The following is a 21,618-nucleotide window of genomic DNA, read 5'->3' on the forward strand; positions in this document are numbered from 1 at the left end:
AAGATGTTTATACAAAACTTTTCAGCCAGGAAATTTCCTGTTCCCATATACTTTCATCGGGAGTTTCCAGTATAAGCGGTATGCCATCGAAACGTCCGTCTTTTATAATGCGTTCGAAAACTAAAGCTCCTATGGTTCCTTTTCCCAGACTTTCGTGGCGGTCTACACGGGAGTTCACTTCCTTTTTGGCATCGTTCAGGTGCATTCCTTTAAGAAACCGGAATCCTATAGTTTTTTCGAACTGTTTCCATACGTTATCGAAGTTATTTACCAGGTCATATCCGCCGGCAAAGGCATGGCATGTATCTATGCAAACTCCTACCCGGTCTTTGTCCTTTACCCGTGAAATAATATAGGCCAGATGTTCAAATTCGAAACCTACATTACTTCCTTGCCCCGCCGTATTTTCAATTACAGCGGTTACTCCATTAGTCTGTTCCAGGGCCATATTAATCGATTCGGCCACATTATTTAGGCACTCTTCGACACCGATAGCTTTCAGGTGACTGCCGGGATGGAAATTGAGGAGTGTAAGTCCTAATTGTTCACATCGCTGCATTTCGTCCAGAAAAGCTTCCCGGGATTTATTCAAAGCTTCGGGCTCGGGATGTCCGAGATTGATAAGATAACTATCATGAGGCAATATTTGTTCGGGAGAATAACCGTATTTTATACAGGCTTCTTTAAAAGCGTTGATACTTTTTCCGGACAGCGGGGAAGATTTCCATTGACGCTGGTTCTTTGTGAACAGGGCAAATGCCGTAGCCCCGATGGTATGTGCGTTTAACGGGGCGTTTTCCACACCGCCCGATGCACTTACATGCGCTCCTATATACTTCATAGTCTATTGTTTTTATTTGCAAAACTAAAGAAAAAAAATTCTTTGTGGTATTTTGATATGATTTATTAAACTAAGAAGTAAAAAATGATGTATCTTTGTTTACCAGATATATAGAATGAAAATATGCTGACAAAAAATACGATAAGATTCATCCAGTCGCTGGAACAGAAAAAGTGCCGCAATACTTCGGGATGCTTTTTGGCCGAAGGCAATAAGCTGATAGAAGATACTATCGGATATTTTTCTTGTTGTTTATTAATCGCTACGAAAGAATGGCTTTCTTCTCATGAGGTTCCCGGTATTTCCGGAGAGGTTATTGAAGTTTCATCGGAGGAGATGGGCCGGGCCTCTTTATTGAAATCTCCCCAGGATGTTCTGGCTGTATATCGTATTCCTCAATATAAGCTTGATTGTGACAAGTTGAAAAAACAACTTGTTCTCGCTTTGGATACTGTCCAGGATCCGGGTAATCTGGGGACAATTGTCCGGATGGCAGATTGGTATGGTATCGGCGATATTATTTGTTCTCCCGGATGTGCCGATGTATATAATCCGAAAACCGTACAAGCTACTATGGGAGCTATTACCCGGGTAAGGGTACATTATACCGATCTAAAAGATTTTTTTGATTCCATGAAAGGCGTTCATATATATGGTACGTTTTTGGATGGGGAAAATATATATGAAAAACAACTTACAGATACAGGTATAATCATTATGGGCAATGAAGGTAACGGAATTTCTCCTTACTTGGAACCGTATATCGGAGACCGCTTGTACTTACCTTGTTTTCCTCCCGGAGGAAAAACTTCCGAATCTCTTAATGTGGCGGTGGCTACAGCTATTACATGTGCCGAATTTCGCAGAAGGCAAACAGGAGGAAAATAAGTTTCGGGGTTAATTAGAACCCCATACTATCTGTTTTAAAAAGATATGCTATATTTGTATCAATAAGTTCTGGATATAATTATGGCAAAAACAAAATCCGTCTATTTCTGCAATAATTGTGGAGCCGAATCTCCCAAATGGATAGGAAAGTGTCCCGTTTGTGGCGAATGGAACAGCTATGTGGAAGAAGTCGTCAGTACAAAACCAACCGGTACGGTCAAAACTGCTTATCATTCCGAGGGCGGTACTCAGGCGAGACCTTTGCATATCAATGAAATAAAAACGTCCGAAGAACCCCGTATGGATCTGGGGGATCAGGAATTAAATAGAGTGCTGGGTGGAGGATTGGTTCCCGGATCGCTCGTGTTGATAGGAGGAGAGCCGGGGATCGGAAAATCGACTTTGGTATTGCAGACGGTACTTTCTATAAAAGGACGTAGAACCCTGTACGTATCTGGAGAGGAAAGTGCCCGCCAGCTTAAACTCAGGGCTGAACGTATAAAACACGATTCTCCCGATTGTTATATCGTTTGTGAAACATCCCTTGAAGATATATTCGTACATGTAAAAAATACTAAGCCGGATATTCTTATTATAGATTCTATCCAGACTATTTCCACCGGTATACTGGAATCTTCGCCGGGAAGTGTGTCACAGGTCAGGGAATGTTCTGCGGCCTTACTTAAATTTGCCAAAGAAACAGCCACTCCTGTTCTCATTATCGGCCACATCAATAAAGAAGGAAGTATTGCCGGACCTAAAGTATTGGAACATATTGTAGATACGGTTCTCCAGTTCGAAGGAGACCAGCATTATATGTACAGGATACTCCGTTCTATTAAGAATCGCTTTGGCAGTACGGCCGAATTGGGAATTTATGAAATGAGGCAGAACGGATTGAGAGAAGTCAGCAATCCTTCGGAATTGTTATTGACACAGAACCATGAGGGATTAAGCGGAGTAGCCATCGCTGCCGCTATAGAGGGTGTGAGACCTTTTCTTATAGAGACTCAGGCGCTTGTAAGTACGGCGGCTTATGGAACCCCGCAGAGATCGGCTACAGGGTTTGATTTGAGAAGGATGAATATGTTGCTGGCGGTTTTGGAAAAGCGAGTCGGTTTTAAATTAGCCCAGAAAGATGTGTTTCTCAATATAGCAGGGGGCATCAAAGTAAATGATCCGGCCATGGATTTGGGAGTTATAAGTGCTATTCTTTCTTCTAATATGGATATGGCTGTCGAATCCCGGATATGTATGACTGGTGAAGTGGGGCTGTCGGGAGAGATCCGTCCTGTGAACAGGATAGAGCAGCGTATTCTGGAAGCGGAAAAGCTGGGTTTCCGGCGAATTTTGTTGCCTCATAATAATTTGAAAGGTTTTGACTCGTCCAGGCTGAAAATAGAGATTATTCCGGTTCGTAAAGTAGAGGAAGCTTTCAGACAGCTTTTCGGATAATAAATCAGGATTGAATAAATGATAAAAGAAATACAACTTCGGTTATTGCCGAATCAGGCAGCTTCGGAACAGTCGATAAAACAATGTGTCGTGAGAGACTTTGCAATTGATGCCGGGGCAGTTAAAGCAGTACGGATATTAAAACGTTCTATCGACGCCCGTCAGCGGACAGTAATGGTGAATCTCACAGTCCGGGTTTATATAAATGAGTTACCGGCCGACGATGAATATGTCCGTATCCATTATGGAGATGTATCGGATAAGCCTTCGGTTCTTGTCGTAGGTGCTGGGCCCGCCGGACTTTTTGCCTCGTTGAGATTGATAGAATTAGGTTTCAGGCCGGTAATTATCGAGAGAGGTAAAAATGTAAGAGACCGCAGGAAAGATATAGCTTTGATATCCAGGGTGCATAAGGTCGATCCGGAATCCAATTATTGTTTTGGAGAAGGAGGGGCCGGAGCATATTCCGATGGTAAATTATATACCCGCAGCAAGAAAAGAGGGTCGGTGGACCGTATATTGAATATTTTTTGTCAGCATGGCGCTTCAACTTCTATTCTGGCAGATGCTCATCCGCATATAGGTACCGATAAGTTGCCCGGAGTTATTGAAAATATTCGTAAACAGATACTGGCTTCCGGTGGAGAGGTGCATTTTGAGACCTGTATGGACAAGCTGATACTGGAGAATGGGAAGGTAAAGGGAATTATTACCACAAACGGCCGCGTTTTTACGGGAAAAGTTATTTTGGCTACAGGACATTCCGCCCGGGATGTTTATTATCATTTGCATGATGCAGGAATAGAGCTGGAAGCAAAAGGCATTGCAGTAGGAGTGAGACTGGAACATCCTCAGGAATTGATAGACCAGATACAGTATCATAATCCGGAAGGAAGAGGTGAGTATTTACCGGCGGCGGAATATAGTTTTGTAACTCAGGTGGCAGGACGGGGCGTATATTCTTTTTGTATGTGTCCCGGTGGCTTTGTCGTTCCTGCGGCAAGTGGTCCCGAACAGTTAGTCGTGAACGGAATGTCTCCTTCTACCCGTGGGTCTAAGTGGGCTAATTCGGGCATGGTGGTGGAGATGCGTCCCGAAGATTTTTCTTCATATAAAGAATATGGTGTATTGGCCGGAATGAAATTCCAAGAAGAACTGGAACGGCAAAGTTATCTCAACGGGAATTGCCGTCAAACAGCACCTGCTCAACGTATGGACGATTTTATCCGAAAAAAGAATTCATATGATCTTCCGGTATCTTCTTATACCCCGGGGTTGGTTGCTTCACCTTTGCATTTCTGGATGCCGGAATTCATTACCAGCCGCTTGCGCGAGGGTTTTAAATATTTCGGGAAAGTTTCCCGTGGATTTCTGACGAACGAAGCTCTTATGATAGGAGTGGAAACTCGTACGTCTTCTCCTGTGCGCATATTGCGCGATAAAGAAAAACTATCTCATATTTCCGTGGAGAATCTCTATCCGTGCGGTGAAGGAGCCGGTTATGCGGGAGGGATCGTATCGGCGGCCATTGATGGCGAAAGATGTGCCGAAGCGTTGGTGGCTCAATGGTGATATCTTACTTTTTTGCGGCAGAATTGTTATAACTCATATAATATAAAAAGGAGGAGAACATGAAAATAACATATCTGTATCACAGTGGTTTTGCCATAGAAGGAGAAACGTTTGTCTTGATTCTGGATTATTATACAGGAGCGGAAAATATAATAGCAGGTCTTTTAGCATCCCGGATACCGCTTTATGTTTTGGTGACGCATTCTCATGCCGATCATTTTAACCCTGATATATTGACATGGAAAGATAAACATCCCGATATTCACTATATATTTTCATCCGAACTGTATCGAAGAGTAGGAGATCTGCCGGACGTAACGTATTTAAAGACATTGGAAGATTATCATGATGACCGTTTAAATATAAGGGCGTTCGGTTCTACCGACACGGGCGGTTCTTTTCTCATCGAATCCGATGGTATAAAGGTTTTTCATGCGGGGGATTTGAACAACTGGCATTGGAAAGATGAATCCACGCCGCAGGAAGTTCGTCAGGCCGATTCCGATTATTTGCACGAACTGGGAGTGCTGGCTAAATATGCACCGTCTATTGATGTAGTGATGTTCCCGGTAGATGCCCGCATGGGTACAGATTATATGTTAGGGGCTGTCCAGTTTATAGAAGAGATACAGGTGAAAGTTTTTATACCTATGCATTTTACGGCGCATCCCGAGGCTGTAATGGAGTTTCGGGAAGAAGCAGCCAAAAGGAATGTGCAATTTGTACCCTTGATGGAAACTGGCGAAGGAATAGAATTTGTAGCAGAAAAATAAACAATATAATTCAGACAATGGAAATAAAAGGACGATTTGACCATTTTAATATCAATGTGACCGATCTGTCACGTAGTATTGATTTTTATAACAGGGCATTAGGACTTACGGAATTAAGAAGGAAAGAAGCATCCGACGGTTCATTTATCTTAGTTTACCTGACAGATAATACGACCGGCTTTTTGCTGGAACTTACCTGGTTGAGAGATCATACCGAAGCGTATGAACTGGGTGACAATGAAAGCCATTTATGCATCCGGATGGAAGGTGATTACAGTAAGATACGCGAGTATCATCGCCAGATGGGATGTATCTGTTATGAGAATACTGATATGGGGCTTTATTTTATCCATGACCCGGATGATTACTGGATAGAAATATTACCTGTAAAATAATGAAGGACGTAAAAGATTTCTGTTTTCTTGTAGGGAAAAACGGGAACCTTTTATAATCGTATGTGTAATAAATTATATATGAGAAGAAAAGACCAATAGGCAACGGATTGTGAACAATCAAAGACATTATTTTGTACTGCTATTGCTGAAATCTGGGGTACGGGGATGGCGAAAAGGTCTGTATAGCCCCGTTGAAATTTGGATATAAGGAGAGAGACGGGAAAAGAATATTCTGTTTTCATATTAAACTGGAAGCCTGAAAAGAACATTTATGATGTTTTATTTATGCTTTCAGTGCGTGGTGTCGTCGCATAAAGTTTGCTGCCGATATTCATTCGGCCGTTTTAAGCGGTATGAGTTTATTCATATCTTTTTAAAAGCCGTATTTTCATTTTTCGGGTAATAAAATTAGCCGGAAAATATTTCTGTTTTACTGGTAATCTCATACCTTTGCGAAATGAAAGGATAAAGTTACCATGATCACATTTTGTATAGCGTTATTAGTCCTTATAGGAGGATATTTTACTTATGGCGTATTCGTTGAAAAAATTTTCGGAGTAAATGAAAACAGGAAAACACCAGCTATGTCAAATCCTGACGGAATAGATTATATTCCGTTGCCTACCTGGAAAATATTTCTGATTCAATTTTTGAATATAGCCGGCTTAGGTCCTATTTTCGGGGCGATTATGGGTATAATGTTCGGTCCTGCGGCTTTTTTATGGATCGTCTTGGGTACCATATTTGCCGGGGCCGTGCATGATTATTTGTCAGGAATGTTGTCGGTGCGCCGTAATGGGGCGAGTTTGCCCGAATTGGTTGGTGAAGAACTTGGAAATAACCTGAAACAGGTTATGCGCGCTTTTTCACTGCTCCTCATGATTCTGGTCGGTGCCGTATTCGTTGTCAACCCGGCTGAATTATTGAACCAACTGACTGGTGATGCTACGACTCTTACCCTGTGGATTGCTGTTATATTCGCTTATTATATATTAGCCACCTTATTGCCTGTAGATAAATTGATCGGTCGTTTATATCCCGTATTTGGTTTTGCTTTACTATTTATGGCGGTAGGAATTCTGGTTTCTCTTTTTTTATATGATGTACATATTCCCGAAATAACCGATGGTCTGTATAACCGTCAGGCCAATCCCGATAAACTACCGATATTTCCTATGATGTTTATTTCGATAGCCTGTGGAGCTATATCCGGATTTCATGCTACCCAGTCGCCATTAATGGCTCGTTGTCTTAAAAATGAAAAGATGGGCCGAAGGGTATTTTACGGGGCTATGGTGACCGAAGGAATAGTCGCTCTTATCTGGGCGGCTGCGGCGATAGGCTTTTTCGGTTCTTTTGAGGGATTGGGTGAGTTCCTTAACGGAGGTAAACCTGCTGTACTCGTGAATAAAATATCGGTAGAATGGCTGGGTACATTCGGAGGATTGCTGGCTCTGCTGGGAGTTATTGCTGCTCCGATTACTTCAGGAGATACGGCTTTGCGTTCCGCTCGTCTTATAGCTGCGGACTTTCTTCATATAGACCAGAAGTCCATAAAAAAACGATTGATAATATCCGTTCCTATATTTATTCTTACGTGGATGATCATGCTGATGGATTTTAACGTCTTATGGCGCTATTTTGCTTGGTGCAACCAGACCTTGGCCGTATTTACTCTCTGGGCATTGACCGTTTATCTTGCTAAGGAGCGTAAATTATACTGGATAACTTTATTACCGGCTTTATTTATGACAATGGTGACCGTTTCATATATTTTATTCGCTCCTTCACCCGAAGGTTTCGGATTGGGATACGAAGTCTCTTTATTATTGGCAACCTGTGTTTCTCTGGTATTGGCGGGATTATTTTTCCGTTTCAATAACCGCTGCAGATTACTGGCCCGTATAGTTGTAGATAAATAAAATATGATAATAAATAATAAGACCAATTACCATACACATTGCGATTTCTGTGATGGAAAAGCTCCTATGGAGATGTTTGTACAAGAGGCGATAAAACAAGGAATGACGTCTTACGGGGTTTCTTCCCACGCACCGTTTCCTTTTCCCAATGAGTGGTGTCTTGCGCCGGAGAAAGTGGATGACTATATCGCTGAATTCCATCGGTTGAAAGAAAAATATGGCGAACGTATCGATCTATATCTCGGACTTGAAATAGATTATCTGAATGATGAATTGTCCCCGGCAGGGGAATATTATAAAAAACTTCCTTTGGATTACCGTATAGGGTCGGTTCATTTTGTGATAGCCGATGACGGTACTCCCGTCGATACCGATGGAAATCCCGAACGTTTTATTTCCTATGTAAATACATATTTTCAGGGAAATATAAAAGAGGTAGTTATCCGGTTTTTTGAACAGAATATGAAGATGATAGAACAGGGCGGATTTGATTTTATGGGACATCCCGATAAGATTTCTTTTAATGGTTCCCACTATGATGTCTCCTTGTTGGAACAAAAATGGTATGACGATATAGTTCAAGATTATTATCGTTATATCGCCAGCAAAAAAATATTGATAGAGGTGAATACCAAAGCCTGGGAACGAAACCGTTTTCTTTACCCTAATCTCCGTTATTTCAAACTCCTGAATTCTTTGCATATACCGGTAGTGGTGAACGCCGATACACATGTACCCGAAGCTGTGAATAGCGGGCGTGACGACGCATTAAAAGCTCTTTTGGAATCTGGTTATAATTCTGTATATCAGATTGTTGATGGAGACTGGAAATCGGTTCCTATAGTTCTTTAAAGATAAACACTTTGATTACCTGTTGAAAAAACGTTTAATCTTTTGACAGTTAACGCTATTTTTTCGTATCTTCGTGGCAATTTTTGAAAGCAGAAAAATCTAAAATATATGAGTAAGAAATTTGCCGAATATTCTCGTTTCGACCTTTCTGAAATAAATAAAGAGGTCTTGAAAGAATGGGACGACAACGACGTCTTTCACCAGAGTTTAACGACACGCGAAGGTCATCCCTCGTTCGTTTTTTACGAAGGACCGCCTTCTGCCAACGGTATGCCGGGGATTCATCATGTAATGGCCCGCTCTATTAAAGATATTTTCTGCCGTTATAAAACGATGAAAGGGTTCCATGTGAAGCGTAAGGCAGGCTGGGATACGCACGGATTGCCTGTGGAACTGGGAGTTGAAAAAGCTTTGGGTATCACGAAAGAAGATATAGGAAAATCTATTTCGGTTGCCGAATATAATGCAGCATGCCGTAAGGACGTGATGAAATATACCAAAGAGTGGGAAGACCTGACACACCGCATGGGATATTGGGTAGATACGGAGAATCCTTATATTACCTATGACAATCGTTATATTGAAACGTTGTGGTGGCTGTTGAAGCAGCTTTATAATAAAGGTTTTCTTTATAAAGGATATACGATCCAGCCTTATTCCCCTGCGGCCGGTACTGGTTTAAGCACGCATGAACTTAATCAGCCGGGATGTTACCGCGATGTAAAGGACACTACTTGTGTAGCGCAGTTTCGTATTAAAAGCCCGACAAAAGAAATGGCGGCTTTCGGTACTCCTTATTTCCTGGCGTGGACGACTACTCCGTGGACATTGCCTTCCAATACAGCGTTGTGTGTAGGGCCGAATATAGATTATAATCTGGTACAGAGCTATAATCCGTACACGGGTGAACCTATCAGCGTAATCGTAGCTAAAGCTTTGCTCAATACATTGTTCAATATAAAAGCAGCTGATATCGAGCTGGAAGAGTATAAGCCGGGAGATAAGCTCATCCCTTACCGGGTTATAGCCGAATATAAAGGTTCCGAATTGGCAGGAATGGAATATGAACAGTTGCTTCCCTGGGTAAATCCGGGAGAAGGAGCGTTCCGGGTAATTACCGGAGACTTTGTAACGACCGAGGATGGTACGGGTATCGTACATATAGCGCCTACTTTTGGTGCCGATGACGACCGCGTAGCTAAAGCGAACGGAGTTCCGCCCCTGATGATGACAGATAAGGACGGAAATAAACGCCCGATGGTCGATATGAACGGTAAATTTTATTTACTGGAAGATCTTGATCCCGGTTTTGTAAAAGATAGTGTAAATACGGAACTGTATAAGGAATATGCCGGACGGTACGTGAAAAATGCTTATGACAGCAGTTTAACGGCCGAAGATACTACTTTGGATATTGATATCAGTGTAATGCTGAAACAAAATAACAAAGTATTCAGGATAGAAAAACATGTGCACAATTATCCTCATTGCTGGCGTACCGATAAGCCTGTATTGTATTATCCTTTGGATAGCTGGTTCATACGTACTACGGCTTGCCGGGAACGTATGATGGAACTGAATAATACCATTAACTGGAAACCGCAGTCCACAGGAACAGGGCGCTTTGGAAAATGGCTGGAGAATCTCCAGGACTGGAATCTGTCGAGAAGTCGCTATTGGGGAACTCCGCTTCCTATATGGCGTACCGAGGACGGCAGTGAAGAATTATGCATCGGTTCCGTAGAAGAGCTTTACAATGAGATAGAAAAGTCGGTGGCAGCAGGTTGTATGTCTGAGAATCCGTATAAAATCCGGGGTTTCGTTCCCGGTGAATATTCGGCTGAAAACTATGATAAGATAGATCTTCACCGTCCGTATGTCGATGATATTACGCTGGTATCCGTTTCGGGAAAACCAATGAAGCGGGAGAGCGATTTGATAGATGTGTGGTTCGATTCGGGTGCAATGCCCTATGCACAGATACATTATCCTTTCGAAAACAAAGAATTGTTTGATAGAAGAGAAGTCTATCCTGCAGACTTTATTGCCGAAGGAGTGGACCAGACACGCGGATGGTTCTTTACTTTGCATGCCATCGCATCCATGGTGTTTGATAGCGTAGCTTATAAGGCTGTGGTATCTAACGGATTGGTGCTGGATAAGAACGGTAATAAAATGTCTAAACGTCTCGGCAATGCCGTAGATCCGTTCGGGGCCATAGAAAAATACGGTTCCGATCCGTTGCGCTGGTATATGATAACTAATTCTTCTCCCTGGGATAACCTAAAATTTGATCTGGAAGGGGTGGAAGAAGTCCGCCGTAAATTTTTCGGAACACTATATAATACTTATTCATTCTTTGCATTATATGCCAATGTAGACGGATTTTCTTATAAAGAACCCGAGATACCGGAAGAAAACCGTCCCGAAATAGACCGTTGGATCATTTCCCTTCTGAATACACTGGTGAAGGAAGTGGATGAACATTATTCCGCTTATGAACCGACACGTGCCGGACGGGCAATTTCCGATTTTGTGAATGATAACCTGAGTAACTGGTATGTACGTTTAAACCGCAAACGTTTCTGGGGAGGAAGTATGGATGTTGATAAGCTTTCTGCCTATCAAACTTTATACACTTGTTTGGAAACTGTGTCAAAACTGATGGCTCCTATAGCTCCGTTCTTTGCAGACCGTTTGTATAGAGACCTTACAGCCGTTACCGGACGCGATACGGGATCGGTGCATTTGAGTAATTATCCTGTTCCGGAGTATGGCTATATAGACAAAGGCCTTGAAGAGCGTATGAAAATCGCTCAGGATATTACTTCCATGGTACTGGCTTTGCGGCGTAAGGTTAATATAAAGGTTCGGCAACCGCTTACCACTTTAATGATACCCGTACTGGATGCGGAACAGAAAGAAAGCATCGAGGCCGTGCAATCATTGATATTAAGTGAGGTGAATGTGAAAGAACTTAAATTCGTAGATAATACCGCAGGAATATTGGTGAAACGTGTAAAACCCGACTTCAAGAAACTGGGACCGCGTTACGGTAAAATCATGAAACAGTTGGCTGCTGCTATTTCGAACATGACGCAGGAGGAAATTCTGACTTTTGAACAGAACGGGAAATTTATTTTTGTCATAGAGGGGCAAGAAGCTGTTATCGAGGCAGGAGACGTAGAAGTAATATCCGAAGATATTCCCGGATGGCTGGTGGCTAATGAAGGCCGCTTGACTGTAGCACTGGATATAACTGTGACCGACGAACTTAAAAGAGAAGGAATAGCTCGTGAACTGGTGAACCGGATTCAAAACATACGTAAAACCAACGGTTTCGATATTACCGATAAAATAGAAGTTTCTTTGGAATCTAATGCCGAGACGGATGTGGCGGTGGAAGAATATAAAGATTACATTGCCCGTCAGGTATTAGCCGACAAGGTGACGGTGGCATCCGGTGTACTGGAAGGAGAAGGGACTACCGAACTGGATTTCGATACGTTCAAATTGAACGTGAAGATTATTAAATCGGGACGATAAAGGGGGATTAAACAGATTTTTCGTATATTTGGCCGGAAGAATTTCCACACGAGTAAACAAACGGGAATAATATACGTTTAATGTGGATTGAGATAATTTAATTGATGGTTGAACTAAATCGTATGAACTATGAGCGAGAAAACACGATATTCAGATGCCGAGTTAGAAGAATTCCGTACAATAATTATGGAAAAGCTGGAAAAAGCATATAAAGATTATGAATTGTTGAAGGCCTCTATAATGAATACCGACGGGAACGATATAACCGATACGGCGCCTACTTTTAAAGTTTTGGAAGAAGGTGCGAGCACACTCTCCAAGGAAGAAGCCGGACAACTGGCCCAAAGACAGATGAAATTTATTCAACATCTCCAGGCGGCTTTGGTGCGCATAGAAAATAAAACGTACGGGATATGCAGGGAGACCGGCAAACTTATTCCGAAAGAACGTCTGCGTGCCGTACCTCATGCCACATTGAGTATTGATGTGAAAAAAGAGGGAAAACATTGAAAGTTCGATTTTGAATTTGAGACTAAAGACAATTCGCCTCTTGCAGAGAACAAGAAATGCTCGGGGACGAATTGTTTTTTATGTTGCGATACCCCAAAGTGCCGGATTTATTAAATAATAGAGGAAGAATATGAAATTATCGAAAGGAAAAATAGCCGTTATCGTCGTTTTGCTGGTGTTGATCATTGATCAGGTAACGAAGATTTGGATAAAAACACATATGTATCTGGGTGAATGTATTCCCGTGACATCTTGGTTCGAAATTCTATTTGTAGAGAATAACGGTATGGCTTTCGGACTGGAAATTATCAGTAAGCTTTTCCTTTCCGTTTTTCGTATTGTGGCAGTCATAGTAGTAGGTTATTATCTGTTTAAGATTGTCAGGAGCAGGAATATAAGTACGGGGTATGTAGTATGTGTATCTCTTATACTGGCCGGTGCAGCCGGGAATATAATCGACTGTCTTTTTTACGGACTTATATTCAATGCCCCTATGCCTCCCGAGGTAGCTGTACTCTTTCCCGAAGGCGGAGGGTACCAGTCTCTTTTTCACGGACGCGTAGTGGATATGCTGCATTTTCCACTGTTCAGTTTTTATTGGCCCGACTGGATACCCTGGATAGGAGGGAACCGTTTCGAATTTTTCCGCCCTATTTTTAATATAGCCGATTCCGCTATTTCGGTAGGAGTGGTCGTTGTGTTGTTGTTTTACAGGAAATATCTTTCGGTACCGGAGAAAGAAAAAGTGGAAAATATCTGATATATTATAGGCTTTAAAAGCCGGTTTTATGTTCCGGGTTTCCGGATAAAAAATATCTGAATGAAAATATTCTTCTATATAATAGTTAGTTCGTTATCGGTCGCTTTTATTTCCTGTGACCGGACTCCCGACCATGTAATAGCCGGGCCGAAAATGGAAGATTTGCTTGTCGATATTCATAAAGCTGAAGCCGTAATGGATGTGAACTACGATGATTATCGCGATTCTGAACAGAAAAAGGCATTGCGTGAAGCTGTTTTTCTCCGTCATGGCGTTACAGAAGAACAGTTTGATACGTCTCTTGTCTGGTATGGACACCATATTGACAAATATGTGGAAATGTACGACAAGGTTATTGAGCGGCTAAAGAAAGAAAATGAAGACGTGAAACTGCTGATAGCCCGTGAGAACGAGCAGACGATTACACGTCCGGGGGATTCGGTCGATGTCTGGAAGAAAAAGAATTGGTTCGAATTCAATCCCCGTACAATGGATAATATATTGGCGTTCGAGATTATTCCCGATGAAAATTTCATGATACATGATCGTTTTGTACTCCGGGCTAAATTCCTGATGATCCCTCGCTCTTCTGTTCATCCTGAGGTCTATCTGGCGGTAAGTCATGAAAATAAAGATGTGGCTTACGTAAAAGCTGGCGTAATGAAAAACGGATGGTTCGAATTGGCTGTACAGTCCGATTCGGCTCTCGCTGTAGAGAGAGTTTACGGATATGTCTCTTTCCCGCCTGAATGGGAGGATAGCCATATATATGCAGACAGTATATCCCTGATGCGTCTCCGTTATAAGGATGTTATGCCGGAATTGGACGCGATGAAATGGCAGAGAAACAAAAAGGATTGAAGGGAATTTTATTCTTTCCGAAAAAGTTTTAGATGTTGCTTTTCTACTGAAATCAGATAAATGCGGTTACCGTAGGAGATACTTTGAAATTGATAGGGAAGTTGTATCTATGAAAAAAGGTTTTTTATCACATCAGCTTTGTTGCGGTCGTACATTACATAGTAAATATGTGCTCTTTCTTACTTCCGATAACCGGTTCGATTCTGTCGTACCGTTTCAGCAGGAAGTTCCTATGACTGTTTTTTGCGAAGGATTATTGCTGGTGGTATCTCCGGCATTCGACAAGTTTTCTGTTTCTTTTACAGATACGTTGAGTAAGCAACTTGAAAACGATAAAGATTTAAGGGTAGGCGATGCTGTTATTTCCAATCCTGTTTATCTTTCCTGTATGGTTACAGAAGAAGAATATTGTTCTGTTTATTCGATAATGCCTGTCGATTGGTCTACCTGTCGTTTGTGTGATAACAAAATTATACTTGTTAAGATATTATGAATAAACGTAATATGGATGTTAAACAATTGATAATGAAATTTTAATAGTATCTGAACAGTTCTTTATTGATTATCTCAGTTCTTTTAATCTGTCCTTTAATATTTGACGCGCCTGGTGTATACGGCTCTTTACTGTTCCTAACGGAATTTTTAGTTTTTCCGCTATTTCATCGTAACTGTATCCGGTGATATACAGGAGAAAGGGGATACGTTTTTCTCTGTCCAATTGATAGATTATTTTAAGTATTTCGCCGCTGATTATCCGGCTCTCTAATTGATCATCTATGAAAGGTATTGATAATTCCTCCGCAGGAATATTATCTTTCAACTTTAATAATCGGGATTGGTCGTTGAGAAATGTGTTTCGCATAATGGTGAATAGCCAACTTTTTACAGTGCCGTATTCAATATAATCATTTTGTCCTTTTAAGGCTCTGTAAGAAGTTTCCTGTAACAAGTCTTTTGCATCGTTTTCATTACTGGTGAGACGAGATGCGAAACGATACAAGATATCTTGCATGGCTATTATTTCTGCGACGAGCTTATTTTGTTTCATATACAACCGTTTTGAGATAGGTCACACATTGTTGTTATTTTGGTGCTTTCCTGTACAAGTATATAGCTATGATAGTGTATATGACATTGGGAATCCACATAGCTACCAGGGGAGATGTGAGTCCCGATACTGCGAAAGTGGAAGTTACCGTAGAGAACAGTATGTATGAAAAGCTCAGTAGAAGTCCTATTCCTATATTCAATCCCATCCCGCCTTTTACTTTACGGGAAGATAGAGCCATACCTATAGTCGTGAGGATAAAGGCTGCCGCTGTCATGGCGTATCGCCGTTCGTATTCTATTTCAAAATCCTTGATATTAGCAACGCCTCTCTCTTTCTGCCTTTGTATGTATTTCTTTAATTGCGGGGTTGTCATCATTTCACTGTCATTTTTGGAGATGAGAAAATCGGACGGTTCTATCGTAAGAATCGTGTCCAGCGAAGTTCCCTGAGTCAGGGTTTCCCTCATGCCCTTGAATTCTCGTATCATGTAATCCTGTACTTTCCAGTGATATGCAGAGTCATATGTTATTTTCTGAGCCGTCATTCTGGATTTGAGGACTTTTCCTTCGAATTTGTCCAGGGAAAAGCGGTATCCGGTCTTATTGCTGTTGTCGAAACGGGACATGTAGGCTATTACTCCCGGTTCTACCTGCAATTGAATGTTACTGGCGTAATCCACCCGTTTATTTTTGACATATGTGTTCATATATTCGATGCGTGTCACGTTTGCCGGAGGTATGACGTAACAGCTCAAATAGAAATTCAGAGAAGCGATTATGGCCGCCGATATCATATAAGGGAGCATGAGTCGCTTAAAACTGATGCCGCTCGACAGCATAGCGATGATTTCAGAGTTATCCGCTAATTTCGATGTGAAGAAAATAACGGCAATAAAGATGAACAGGGGGCTGAATAGGTTGGCGAAATAGGGAAGGAAATTAAAAAAATAGTCAAATACGGTGGCTTTCAGCGGAGCTTTGAGAAACGAGTCCAGTTTTTCGTTGATATCGAACATGACCGTGATCAGCAATATCAAAGCAATGGCAAAAAAATATGTGCCTAAGAACTTCCGTATGATATAGAAATCTATTTTTTTAAGCATTTCATTGGTGTTTAGTTTACAAACGGGTGGTTACACGCTGTAACATTTCATCCTTCCAGGATTTGAATGTTCCGGTCAGGATATGCCGGCGTGCCTCCTGCGAGAGCCATACATAGAACGCCAGATTGTGTATCGATGCTATTTGCATGGCGAGTATTTCGTCGCTGATGAACAAGTGTCTCAAATATGCTTTGCTATAGACTTTGTCTACATAAGAAGTCCCGTTTTCATCGATAGGGGAAAAGTCGTCCGCCCATTTCTTATTGCGCATGTTCATGATGCCGTTGCTGGTAAACAGCATCCCGTTGCGCCCGTTCCGGGTAGGCATCACACAATCAAACATGTCCACTCCCCGTTCTATACCTTCCAGTATATTGGCAGGCGTTCCCACTCCCATAAGATAGCGGGGCTTATCCTTAGGTAATATATCATTTACGATCTCTATCATTTCGTACATCTTTTCGGTTGGCTCGCCTACGGCAAGACCGCCTATTGCGTTTCCGTCCGCTCCCAGAGCGGCTACATGCTTTGCGGCTTCGATACGGAGGTCAGGATAAACGCAGCCTTGTACGATAGGAAAGTAAGCCTGTTTATAACCGTATAATCCTTCGGTTTCAAGGTAATGTTTCCATCCTCTTTCCAACCATCTTTGCGTGAGGGCCAGTGATTTTTTTGCGTAAGAATAATCGGCATCTCCAGGGGTACATTCGTCTAAAGCCATCATGATGTCGGCTCCGATGATACGTTCTGTATCTACGACGTTTTCAGGAGTGAATAAATGTTTCGAACCGTCGATATGGGAACGGAAATGTACGCCTTCCTCTTTCAGTTTCCTGATACCGGAAAGTGAAAAAACCTGGAATCCTCCGCTGTCGGTAAGGATCGGACGGTCCCAGCCGTTGAATTTATGCAAGCCTCCGGCTTGTTTTAGTATTTCAAGACCGGGACGTAAATACAAATGATACGTGTTGCCGAGTATGATCTGTGCTTTTATATCCTCTTTCAGCTCATGTATATGTACGGCTTTTACGGAACCCAGGGTGCCTACCGGCATAAAGATAGGCGTATCTATTGTTCCGTGATCGGTCGTTATTTTTCCGGCACGCGCGCAACTGTTCGTGTCGGTATGTTGCAATTCAAAATCCATGCAGTGAATTAAAATTTGTGCAAATATAGCTCTTTTCTTATAGCGTCCCAAATGTTGTTTCGTATTATTGTTTCAGTAATACGGGAGCTTCTTCTTTTATTTAACACCTATTGTGTATAATGATCCGGTATATGTTTCGTACTGTATAATGAGGTTAATTAAGGTTCTATTTGCAGCATCTTTTTTAATAAGAAATATCTTTGTAACCAAGAAATAGTTAGTAGTATTGAATCGTTATAAAGTTCTATATACCATTTTATTCTGGTCGTATGTTATCGGTATGTATGCCCAGGAGATTCAGCAGGCCGATTCGGTGCGTAGGAACTGGTCCCGGCTAACAGATAATACACCGGCCGTTTTTTCTATAGATAAGATAAAGTTCGGTCCGGAGCCTGTTTTTGAGGAACCGCCTGTCCTTACTTTGAAAGAATATATAAAACCCGCAGTAACTACCAACATCTTGTTGCCTTCCATGTTCCCGGCTAATCCGTCTTTTTTGATGAGAAGAGTAATGATCCGTCATATGGCCAGTGATAGTGTGGCCGGTGCAAATGATAAGTATATAAAAATATATATGGAAAATTTTTATAAAAACTTATTAAAGGGAGGTTCATTGTCTTTTCAGTATGTACCCCCTGTGGAATATTCCTTATCACGATTCGGCGGACCGCTTTCCGTTGGTGCCGGATGTGCTTTTGTTGGCGTCATCGATCCGGTGGAAATGTATCGTATGTATAAGAAGCGACGGCGGGAAAAAAAAACACAGGAGGTACTTTTCCATTTGAAAGATGCCCGGGACTTTGCCGACGATCTGATAGCCTATAATGATTATTATAAAAGAAACCCCCGTGAATTGGGAACGAAAGATATTATCGGGGATTACGCAGTTATTCCTCGTGATAAGGTATCTTATACATCTTCCTTGAAACTGGAATATCAGGCTGACACGTCCATTGTAAAAAAAGATTCTTTATTAGTAACAGAGCGGGATACTCTTCGTGTTCCGGCCGATACGGTTATACCGCTTTTTTTGAAGACCGATACTGTCGGTCAATGAACAATAGTTTAAATTTCTTGTTTTTTCTATAGTCGTCCGTTAAGGACGATAGCGACAAAATGTCACTATGTAAAACTATTTATTTCTTAATTTATTATCGTTTTTTTATGTGTTATATAACCTATATTAGGTGAAAAAATGTCAGTATAACTTATTGAAATTTAGACTAATTGTCTTGTTTGTCGGACTGGCATCCGTTTTGATGGCCTGTAGTTACAGGCGTTAATTGAATAGCGCCGTGAGAAATAAATAACAATAAATGAAAGAAAGGAGAATTAATATATGAATTTCAACAATTTTACGATTAAATCGCAGGAAGCTGTACAAAAAGCCGTACAGATTACCCGTGATCACGGACAACAGTCTATAGAGCCTGTACATTTACTGAAAGGCGTTTTGGATGTAGGCGAGAGTCTTGTCAATTACGTTTTTCAGAAATTGGGAGTGAATGACAATATGCTGGTGACTCAGGTAGACCGCGAGATAGATTCATTGCCCAAAGTAAGCGGGGGGGAACCTTACCTGAGCCGTGAGGCGAATGAGGTATTACAAAAAGCTATTGATTATTCGACTAAGATGGGAGACCAGTTCGTTGCATTGGAATCCTTACTTATGGCTATATTCCTTGTTAAAAGTCCGGCTTCGTCTTTCTTGAAAGATGCAGGGGTGACGGAAAAAGAACTTGGCGCCGCCATTGACGAGTTAAGAAAAGGAAAAAAAGTGAATGATGCTTCGGCTGAAGATACTTATAATGCTTTAAACAAATATGCTATAAACCTGAACGAGAGGGCTCGTACCGGCAAATTAGATCCGGTGATAGGACGTGATGATGAAATTCGCAGGGTATTGCAAATATTGAGCCGTAGAACAAAGAATAATCCTATTCTGATAGGTGAACCGGGTACGGGGAAAACAGCTATAGCCGAAGGACTGGCACACCGTATCGTGAGAGGGGATGTTCCTGAAAACCTTAAGACGAAACAAATATATTCGTTGGATATGGGTGCATTGGTGGCCGGAGCCAAGTATAAAGGTGAATTTGAGGAAAGGTTGAAAGCTGTAGTAAATGAGGTAACACAGGCCGAAGGTGAGATCATATTATTTATTGATGAAATCCATACGCTGGTGGGAGCCGGAAAAGGTGAAGGAGCCATGGATGCCGCCAATATACTGAAACCGGCTTTGGCCCGCGGTGAACTGAGGTCTATAGGTGCCACGACCCTCGATGAATATCAAAAGTATTTCGAGAAAGATAAAGCACTCGAACGTAGATTTCAGATCGTTATGGTAGATGAACCGGACGAAATGAGTACCATATCCATTTTGCGTGGTTTGAAGGAACGCTATGAGAATCACCATAAAGTTCGTATCAAAGATGATGCCATTATAGCAGCCGTACAATTGTCCGAGCGTTATATAACCGATCGTTATCTTCCTGATAAAGCTATAGACCTTATGGATGAAGCCGCTGCTAAATTAAGGCTGGAAGTGGATTCCGTACCCGAAGCACTGGACGAAATTTCCCGTAAGTTGAAACAACTGGAAATAGAACGTGAAGCCATTAAACGTGAAGATGATAAAATAAAATTGAAACAACTGGAAGAGGAGATAGCCAATCTTAAGGAAGAAGAGACCAAATACAAGGCCAAATGGCAAAGTGAAAAAGAATTGGTAAACCGCATACAGCAAAATAAAATCGACATCGAAAACCTCAAATTCGAGGCTGACAAGGCCGAGCGTGAAGGAGATTACGGTAAGGTAGCCGAGATACGATATGCCAAAGTTAAACAAAAGGAAGACGAAATAAAGTCTATCCAGGAACAGTTGCATTTGCAACAGGGAGACAAGGCTATGATCAAGGAAGAAGTAGATGCCGAGGATATTGCTGATGTGGTATCCCGGTGGACCGGAATACCCGTCAACAAGATGATGCAAAGCGAAAAGGAAAAACTGCTGCATCTCGAAGAAGAATTGCACCGGAGAGTGGTAGGACAGGATGAGGCTATTGTTGCGATATCTGATGCTGTAAGACGAAGCCGTGCCGGACTGAACGATCCGAGGCGTCCTATCGGTTCATTTATTTTTTTGGGAACGACTGGTGTAGGTAAAACCGAATTGGCGAAAGCTTTGGCTGAATATCTGTTCGATGATGAGAATATGATGACACGTATCGATATGAGCGAATATCAGGAAAAGTTTAGTGCGACCCGTCTTATCGGTTCGCCTCCCGGATATGTCGGTTATGATGAAGGAGGCCAGCTGACCGAAGCTATTCGCCGGAAGCCTTATTCGGTAGTCTTGTTCGACGAGATAGAGAAAGCACATCCCGATATATTTAATATCTTGTTGCAGGTTCTGGATGATGGCCGGTTGACCGATAACAAGGGACGTCTGGTAAATTTTAAAAATACGATTATCATTATGACATCTAATATGGGATCGGCACTTATTCGAGAGAATTTTGAAAAGATAACGCCTGAGAACAAAGCGAAAATCGTAGAGGAGACGAAAGAACAAGTAATGGGATTGTTGAAACAAACCATTCGTCCCGAATTTTTGAATCGTATAGATGAAACGATTATGTTCACTCCGTTGAGCGAGAAGGAGATTGAAGAGATCGTAGCTATGCAGATAGACGGAGTGAAACATTTGCTCGAAAAGAACGGAGTGAGACTGGAAGTTACACCGGCAGCATTGAGCCGCATCGCTAAGGACGGATATGATCCCGAGTTTGGAGCCCGTCCTGTGAAAAGGGTTATACATCGTTTGGTACTGAATCAGTTATCTAAAGATTTACTGGCGCAGAAAGTAGACAGGGACAAACCTATCATTATAGATGCCGAAGGTGATAAACTGGTGTTTAAAAATTGAAAAAATAGCTGTTTA

The 21,618-nt window shown here is 41.8% G+C and carries 18 protein-coding genes; 14 read left to right on the top strand and 4 right to left on the bottom strand.

What is annotated here, in order from left to right; genetic code table 11:
• Window positions 1–7: 7 nt before the first annotated feature.
• Window positions 8–841, bottom strand: a complete 834-nt coding sequence (gene nfo, locus OCV73_RS03480; protein ID WP_147549072.1) for a deoxyribonuclease IV — start codon at window positions 839–841, stop codon at window positions 8–10.
• Window positions 842–964: 123 nt separating this feature from the next.
• On the opposite strand from nfo, the gene OCV73_RS03485 reads away from it, so the two are divergent.
• From OCV73_RS03485 to OCV73_RS03540, 12 genes are all read left to right on the top strand, one after another.
• Window positions 965–1,729 carry an RNA methyltransferase gene (locus OCV73_RS03485; RefSeq protein ID WP_147549074.1) on the top strand — a complete coding sequence of 255 codons (765 nt, stop codon included), beginning with the start codon at window positions 965–967 and terminating at the stop codon, window positions 1,727–1,729.
• A gap of 81 nt (window positions 1,730–1,810) precedes the next feature.
• Window positions 1,811–3,184, top strand: a complete 1,374-nt coding sequence (gene radA / locus OCV73_RS03490; RefSeq protein ID WP_147549076.1) for a DNA repair protein RadA — start codon at window positions 1,811–1,813, stop codon at window positions 3,182–3,184.
• Between the two features lie 18 nt (window positions 3,185–3,202).
• Complete coding sequence (locus OCV73_RS03495) at window positions 3,203–4,756, top strand: NAD(P)/FAD-dependent oxidoreductase (RefSeq protein ID WP_147549078.1); 1,554 nt, start codon at window positions 3,203–3,205, stop codon at window positions 4,754–4,756.
• Between the two features lie 59 nt (window positions 4,757–4,815).
• On the top strand, window positions 4,816–5,529 hold the full coding sequence (locus tag OCV73_RS03500) for an MBL fold metallo-hydrolase (protein ID WP_147549080.1): 714 nt from the start codon (window positions 4,816–4,818) through the stop codon (window positions 5,527–5,529).
• Between the two features lie 17 nt (window positions 5,530–5,546).
• Complete coding sequence (locus OCV73_RS03505) at window positions 5,547–5,924, top strand: VOC family protein (RefSeq protein WP_147549082.1); 378 nt, start codon at window positions 5,547–5,549, stop codon at window positions 5,922–5,924.
• Between the two features lie 476 nt (window positions 5,925–6,400).
• Window positions 6,401–7,846, top strand: a complete 1,446-nt coding sequence (locus OCV73_RS03510) for a carbon starvation CstA family protein (RefSeq protein ID WP_147549084.1) — start codon at window positions 6,401–6,403, stop codon at window positions 7,844–7,846.
• 3 nt (window positions 7,847–7,849) lie between these two features.
• Window positions 7,850–8,698, top strand: coding sequence for a histidinol-phosphatase (locus OCV73_RS03515; protein ID WP_243764709.1), 849 nt, complete (start codon window positions 7,850–7,852; stop codon window positions 8,696–8,698).
• Window positions 8,699–8,806: 108 nt separating this feature from the next.
• On the top strand, window positions 8,807–12,244 hold the full coding sequence (gene ileS / locus OCV73_RS03520; RefSeq protein ID WP_147549086.1) for an isoleucine--tRNA ligase: 3,438 nt from the start codon (window positions 8,807–8,809) through the stop codon (window positions 12,242–12,244).
• A 129-nt stretch (window positions 12,245–12,373) separates the two neighbouring features.
• Window positions 12,374–12,754, top strand: a complete 381-nt coding sequence (locus OCV73_RS03525; RefSeq protein WP_147549088.1) for a TraR/DksA family transcriptional regulator — start codon at window positions 12,374–12,376, stop codon at window positions 12,752–12,754.
• Between the two features lie 130 nt (window positions 12,755–12,884).
• The gene (locus tag OCV73_RS03530; RefSeq protein ID WP_147549090.1) at window positions 12,885–13,514 is read left to right on the top strand and encodes a lipoprotein signal peptidase; all 630 of its coding nucleotides are present in this window, start codon (window positions 12,885–12,887) and stop codon (window positions 13,512–13,514) included.
• 60 nt (window positions 13,515–13,574) lie between these two features.
• Window positions 13,575–14,375 carry a DUF4296 domain-containing protein gene (locus OCV73_RS03535; RefSeq protein ID WP_147549092.1) on the top strand — a complete coding sequence of 267 codons (801 nt, stop codon included), beginning with the start codon at window positions 13,575–13,577 and terminating at the stop codon, window positions 14,373–14,375.
• A 109-nt stretch (window positions 14,376–14,484) separates the two neighbouring features.
• The gene (locus OCV73_RS03540) at window positions 14,485–14,868 is read left to right on the top strand and encodes a hypothetical protein (protein WP_147549094.1); all 384 of its coding nucleotides are present in this window, start codon (window positions 14,485–14,487) and stop codon (window positions 14,866–14,868) included.
• A gap of 69 nt (window positions 14,869–14,937) precedes the next feature.
• Here the strand turns inward: OCV73_RS03540 and OCV73_RS03545 are convergent, their stop codons facing one another.
• From OCV73_RS03545 to tgt, 3 genes are read right to left on the bottom strand one after another with little or no spacing between them, the layout of a single operon-like run.
• A complete protein-coding gene (locus OCV73_RS03545) occupies window positions 14,938–15,423 on the bottom strand; it encodes an RNA polymerase sigma factor (RefSeq protein ID WP_147549096.1) in 486 nt (161 codons plus the stop codon).
• Between the two features lie 34 nt (window positions 15,424–15,457).
• Window positions 15,458–16,528 (bottom strand): LptF/LptG family permease, encoded by a 1,071-nt coding sequence (locus OCV73_RS03550; RefSeq protein ID WP_147549098.1) that lies wholly within the window; start codon window positions 16,526–16,528, stop codon window positions 15,458–15,460.
• 16 nt (window positions 16,529–16,544) lie between these two features.
• Window positions 16,545–17,675, bottom strand: a complete 1,131-nt coding sequence (gene tgt, locus OCV73_RS03555) for a tRNA guanosine(34) transglycosylase Tgt (RefSeq protein ID WP_147549100.1) — start codon at window positions 17,673–17,675, stop codon at window positions 16,545–16,547.
• Between the two features lie 226 nt (window positions 17,676–17,901).
• Between tgt and OCV73_RS03560 the strand changes: the two genes are divergently transcribed.
• Both OCV73_RS03560 and clpB read left to right on the top strand, forming a co-directional pair.
• A complete protein-coding gene (locus tag OCV73_RS03560; protein ID WP_147549102.1) occupies window positions 17,902–18,732 on the top strand; it encodes a hypothetical protein in 831 nt (276 codons plus the stop codon).
• A gap of 282 nt (window positions 18,733–19,014) precedes the next feature.
• On the top strand, window positions 19,015–21,603 hold the full coding sequence (gene clpB / locus OCV73_RS03565; protein ID WP_147549104.1) for an ATP-dependent chaperone ClpB: 2,589 nt from the start codon (window positions 19,015–19,017) through the stop codon (window positions 21,601–21,603).
• Window positions 21,604–21,618: the final 15 nt, after the last annotated feature.

This window comes from Barnesiella propionica (genome assembly GCF_025567045.1).
Taxonomy (GTDB): Bacteria; Bacteroidota; Bacteroidia; order Bacteroidales; family Barnesiellaceae; genus Barnesiella_B; species Barnesiella_B propionica.

What these genes read in the sequence shown, in the direction of transcription:
- OCV73_RS03505 (WP_147549082.1), top strand. Translation starts at nt 5,547, where the DNA reads ATGGAAATAAAAGGACGATTTGACCATTTTAATATCAATGTGACCGAT.
- OCV73_RS03515 (WP_243764709.1), top strand. Translation starts at nt 7,850, where the DNA reads ATGATAATAAATAATAAGACCAATTACCATACACATTGCGATTTCTGT.
- OCV73_RS03550 (WP_147549098.1), bottom strand. Translation starts at nt 16,528, where the DNA reads ATGCTTAAAAAAATAGATTTCTATATCATACGGAAGTTCTTAGGCACA.
- OCV73_RS03540 (WP_147549094.1), top strand. Translation starts at nt 14,485, where the DNA reads ATGAAAAAAGGTTTTTTATCACATCAGCTTTGTTGCGGTCGTACATTA.
- clpB (WP_147549104.1), top strand. Translation starts at nt 19,015, where the DNA reads ATGAATTTCAACAATTTTACGATTAAATCGCAGGAAGCTGTACAAAAA.
- ileS (WP_147549086.1), top strand. Translation starts at nt 8,807, where the DNA reads ATGAGTAAGAAATTTGCCGAATATTCTCGTTTCGACCTTTCTGAAATA.
- OCV73_RS03500 (WP_147549080.1), top strand. Translation starts at nt 4,816, where the DNA reads ATGAAAATAACATATCTGTATCACAGTGGTTTTGCCATAGAAGGAGAA.
- OCV73_RS03545 (WP_147549096.1), bottom strand. Translation starts at nt 15,423, where the DNA reads ATGAAACAAAATAAGCTCGTCGCAGAAATAATAGCCATGCAAGATATC.
- tgt (WP_147549100.1), bottom strand. Translation starts at nt 17,675, where the DNA reads ATGGATTTTGAATTGCAACATACCGACACGAACAGTTGCGCGCGTGCC.
- OCV73_RS03530 (WP_147549090.1), top strand. Translation starts at nt 12,885, where the DNA reads ATGAAATTATCGAAAGGAAAAATAGCCGTTATCGTCGTTTTGCTGGTG.
- OCV73_RS03485 (WP_147549074.1), top strand. Translation starts at nt 965, where the DNA reads ATGCTGACAAAAAATACGATAAGATTCATCCAGTCGCTGGAACAGAAA.
- OCV73_RS03535 (WP_147549092.1), top strand. Translation starts at nt 13,575, where the DNA reads ATGAAAATATTCTTCTATATAATAGTTAGTTCGTTATCGGTCGCTTTT.
- OCV73_RS03525 (WP_147549088.1), top strand. Translation starts at nt 12,374, where the DNA reads ATGAGCGAGAAAACACGATATTCAGATGCCGAGTTAGAAGAATTCCGT.
- nfo (WP_147549072.1), bottom strand. Translation starts at nt 841, where the DNA reads ATGAAGTATATAGGAGCGCATGTAAGTGCATCGGGCGGTGTGGAAAAC.
- OCV73_RS03510 (WP_147549084.1), top strand. Translation starts at nt 6,401, where the DNA reads ATGATCACATTTTGTATAGCGTTATTAGTCCTTATAGGAGGATATTTT.
- radA (WP_147549076.1), top strand. Translation starts at nt 1,811, where the DNA reads ATGGCAAAAACAAAATCCGTCTATTTCTGCAATAATTGTGGAGCCGAA.
- OCV73_RS03495 (WP_147549078.1), top strand. Translation starts at nt 3,203, where the DNA reads ATGATAAAAGAAATACAACTTCGGTTATTGCCGAATCAGGCAGCTTCG.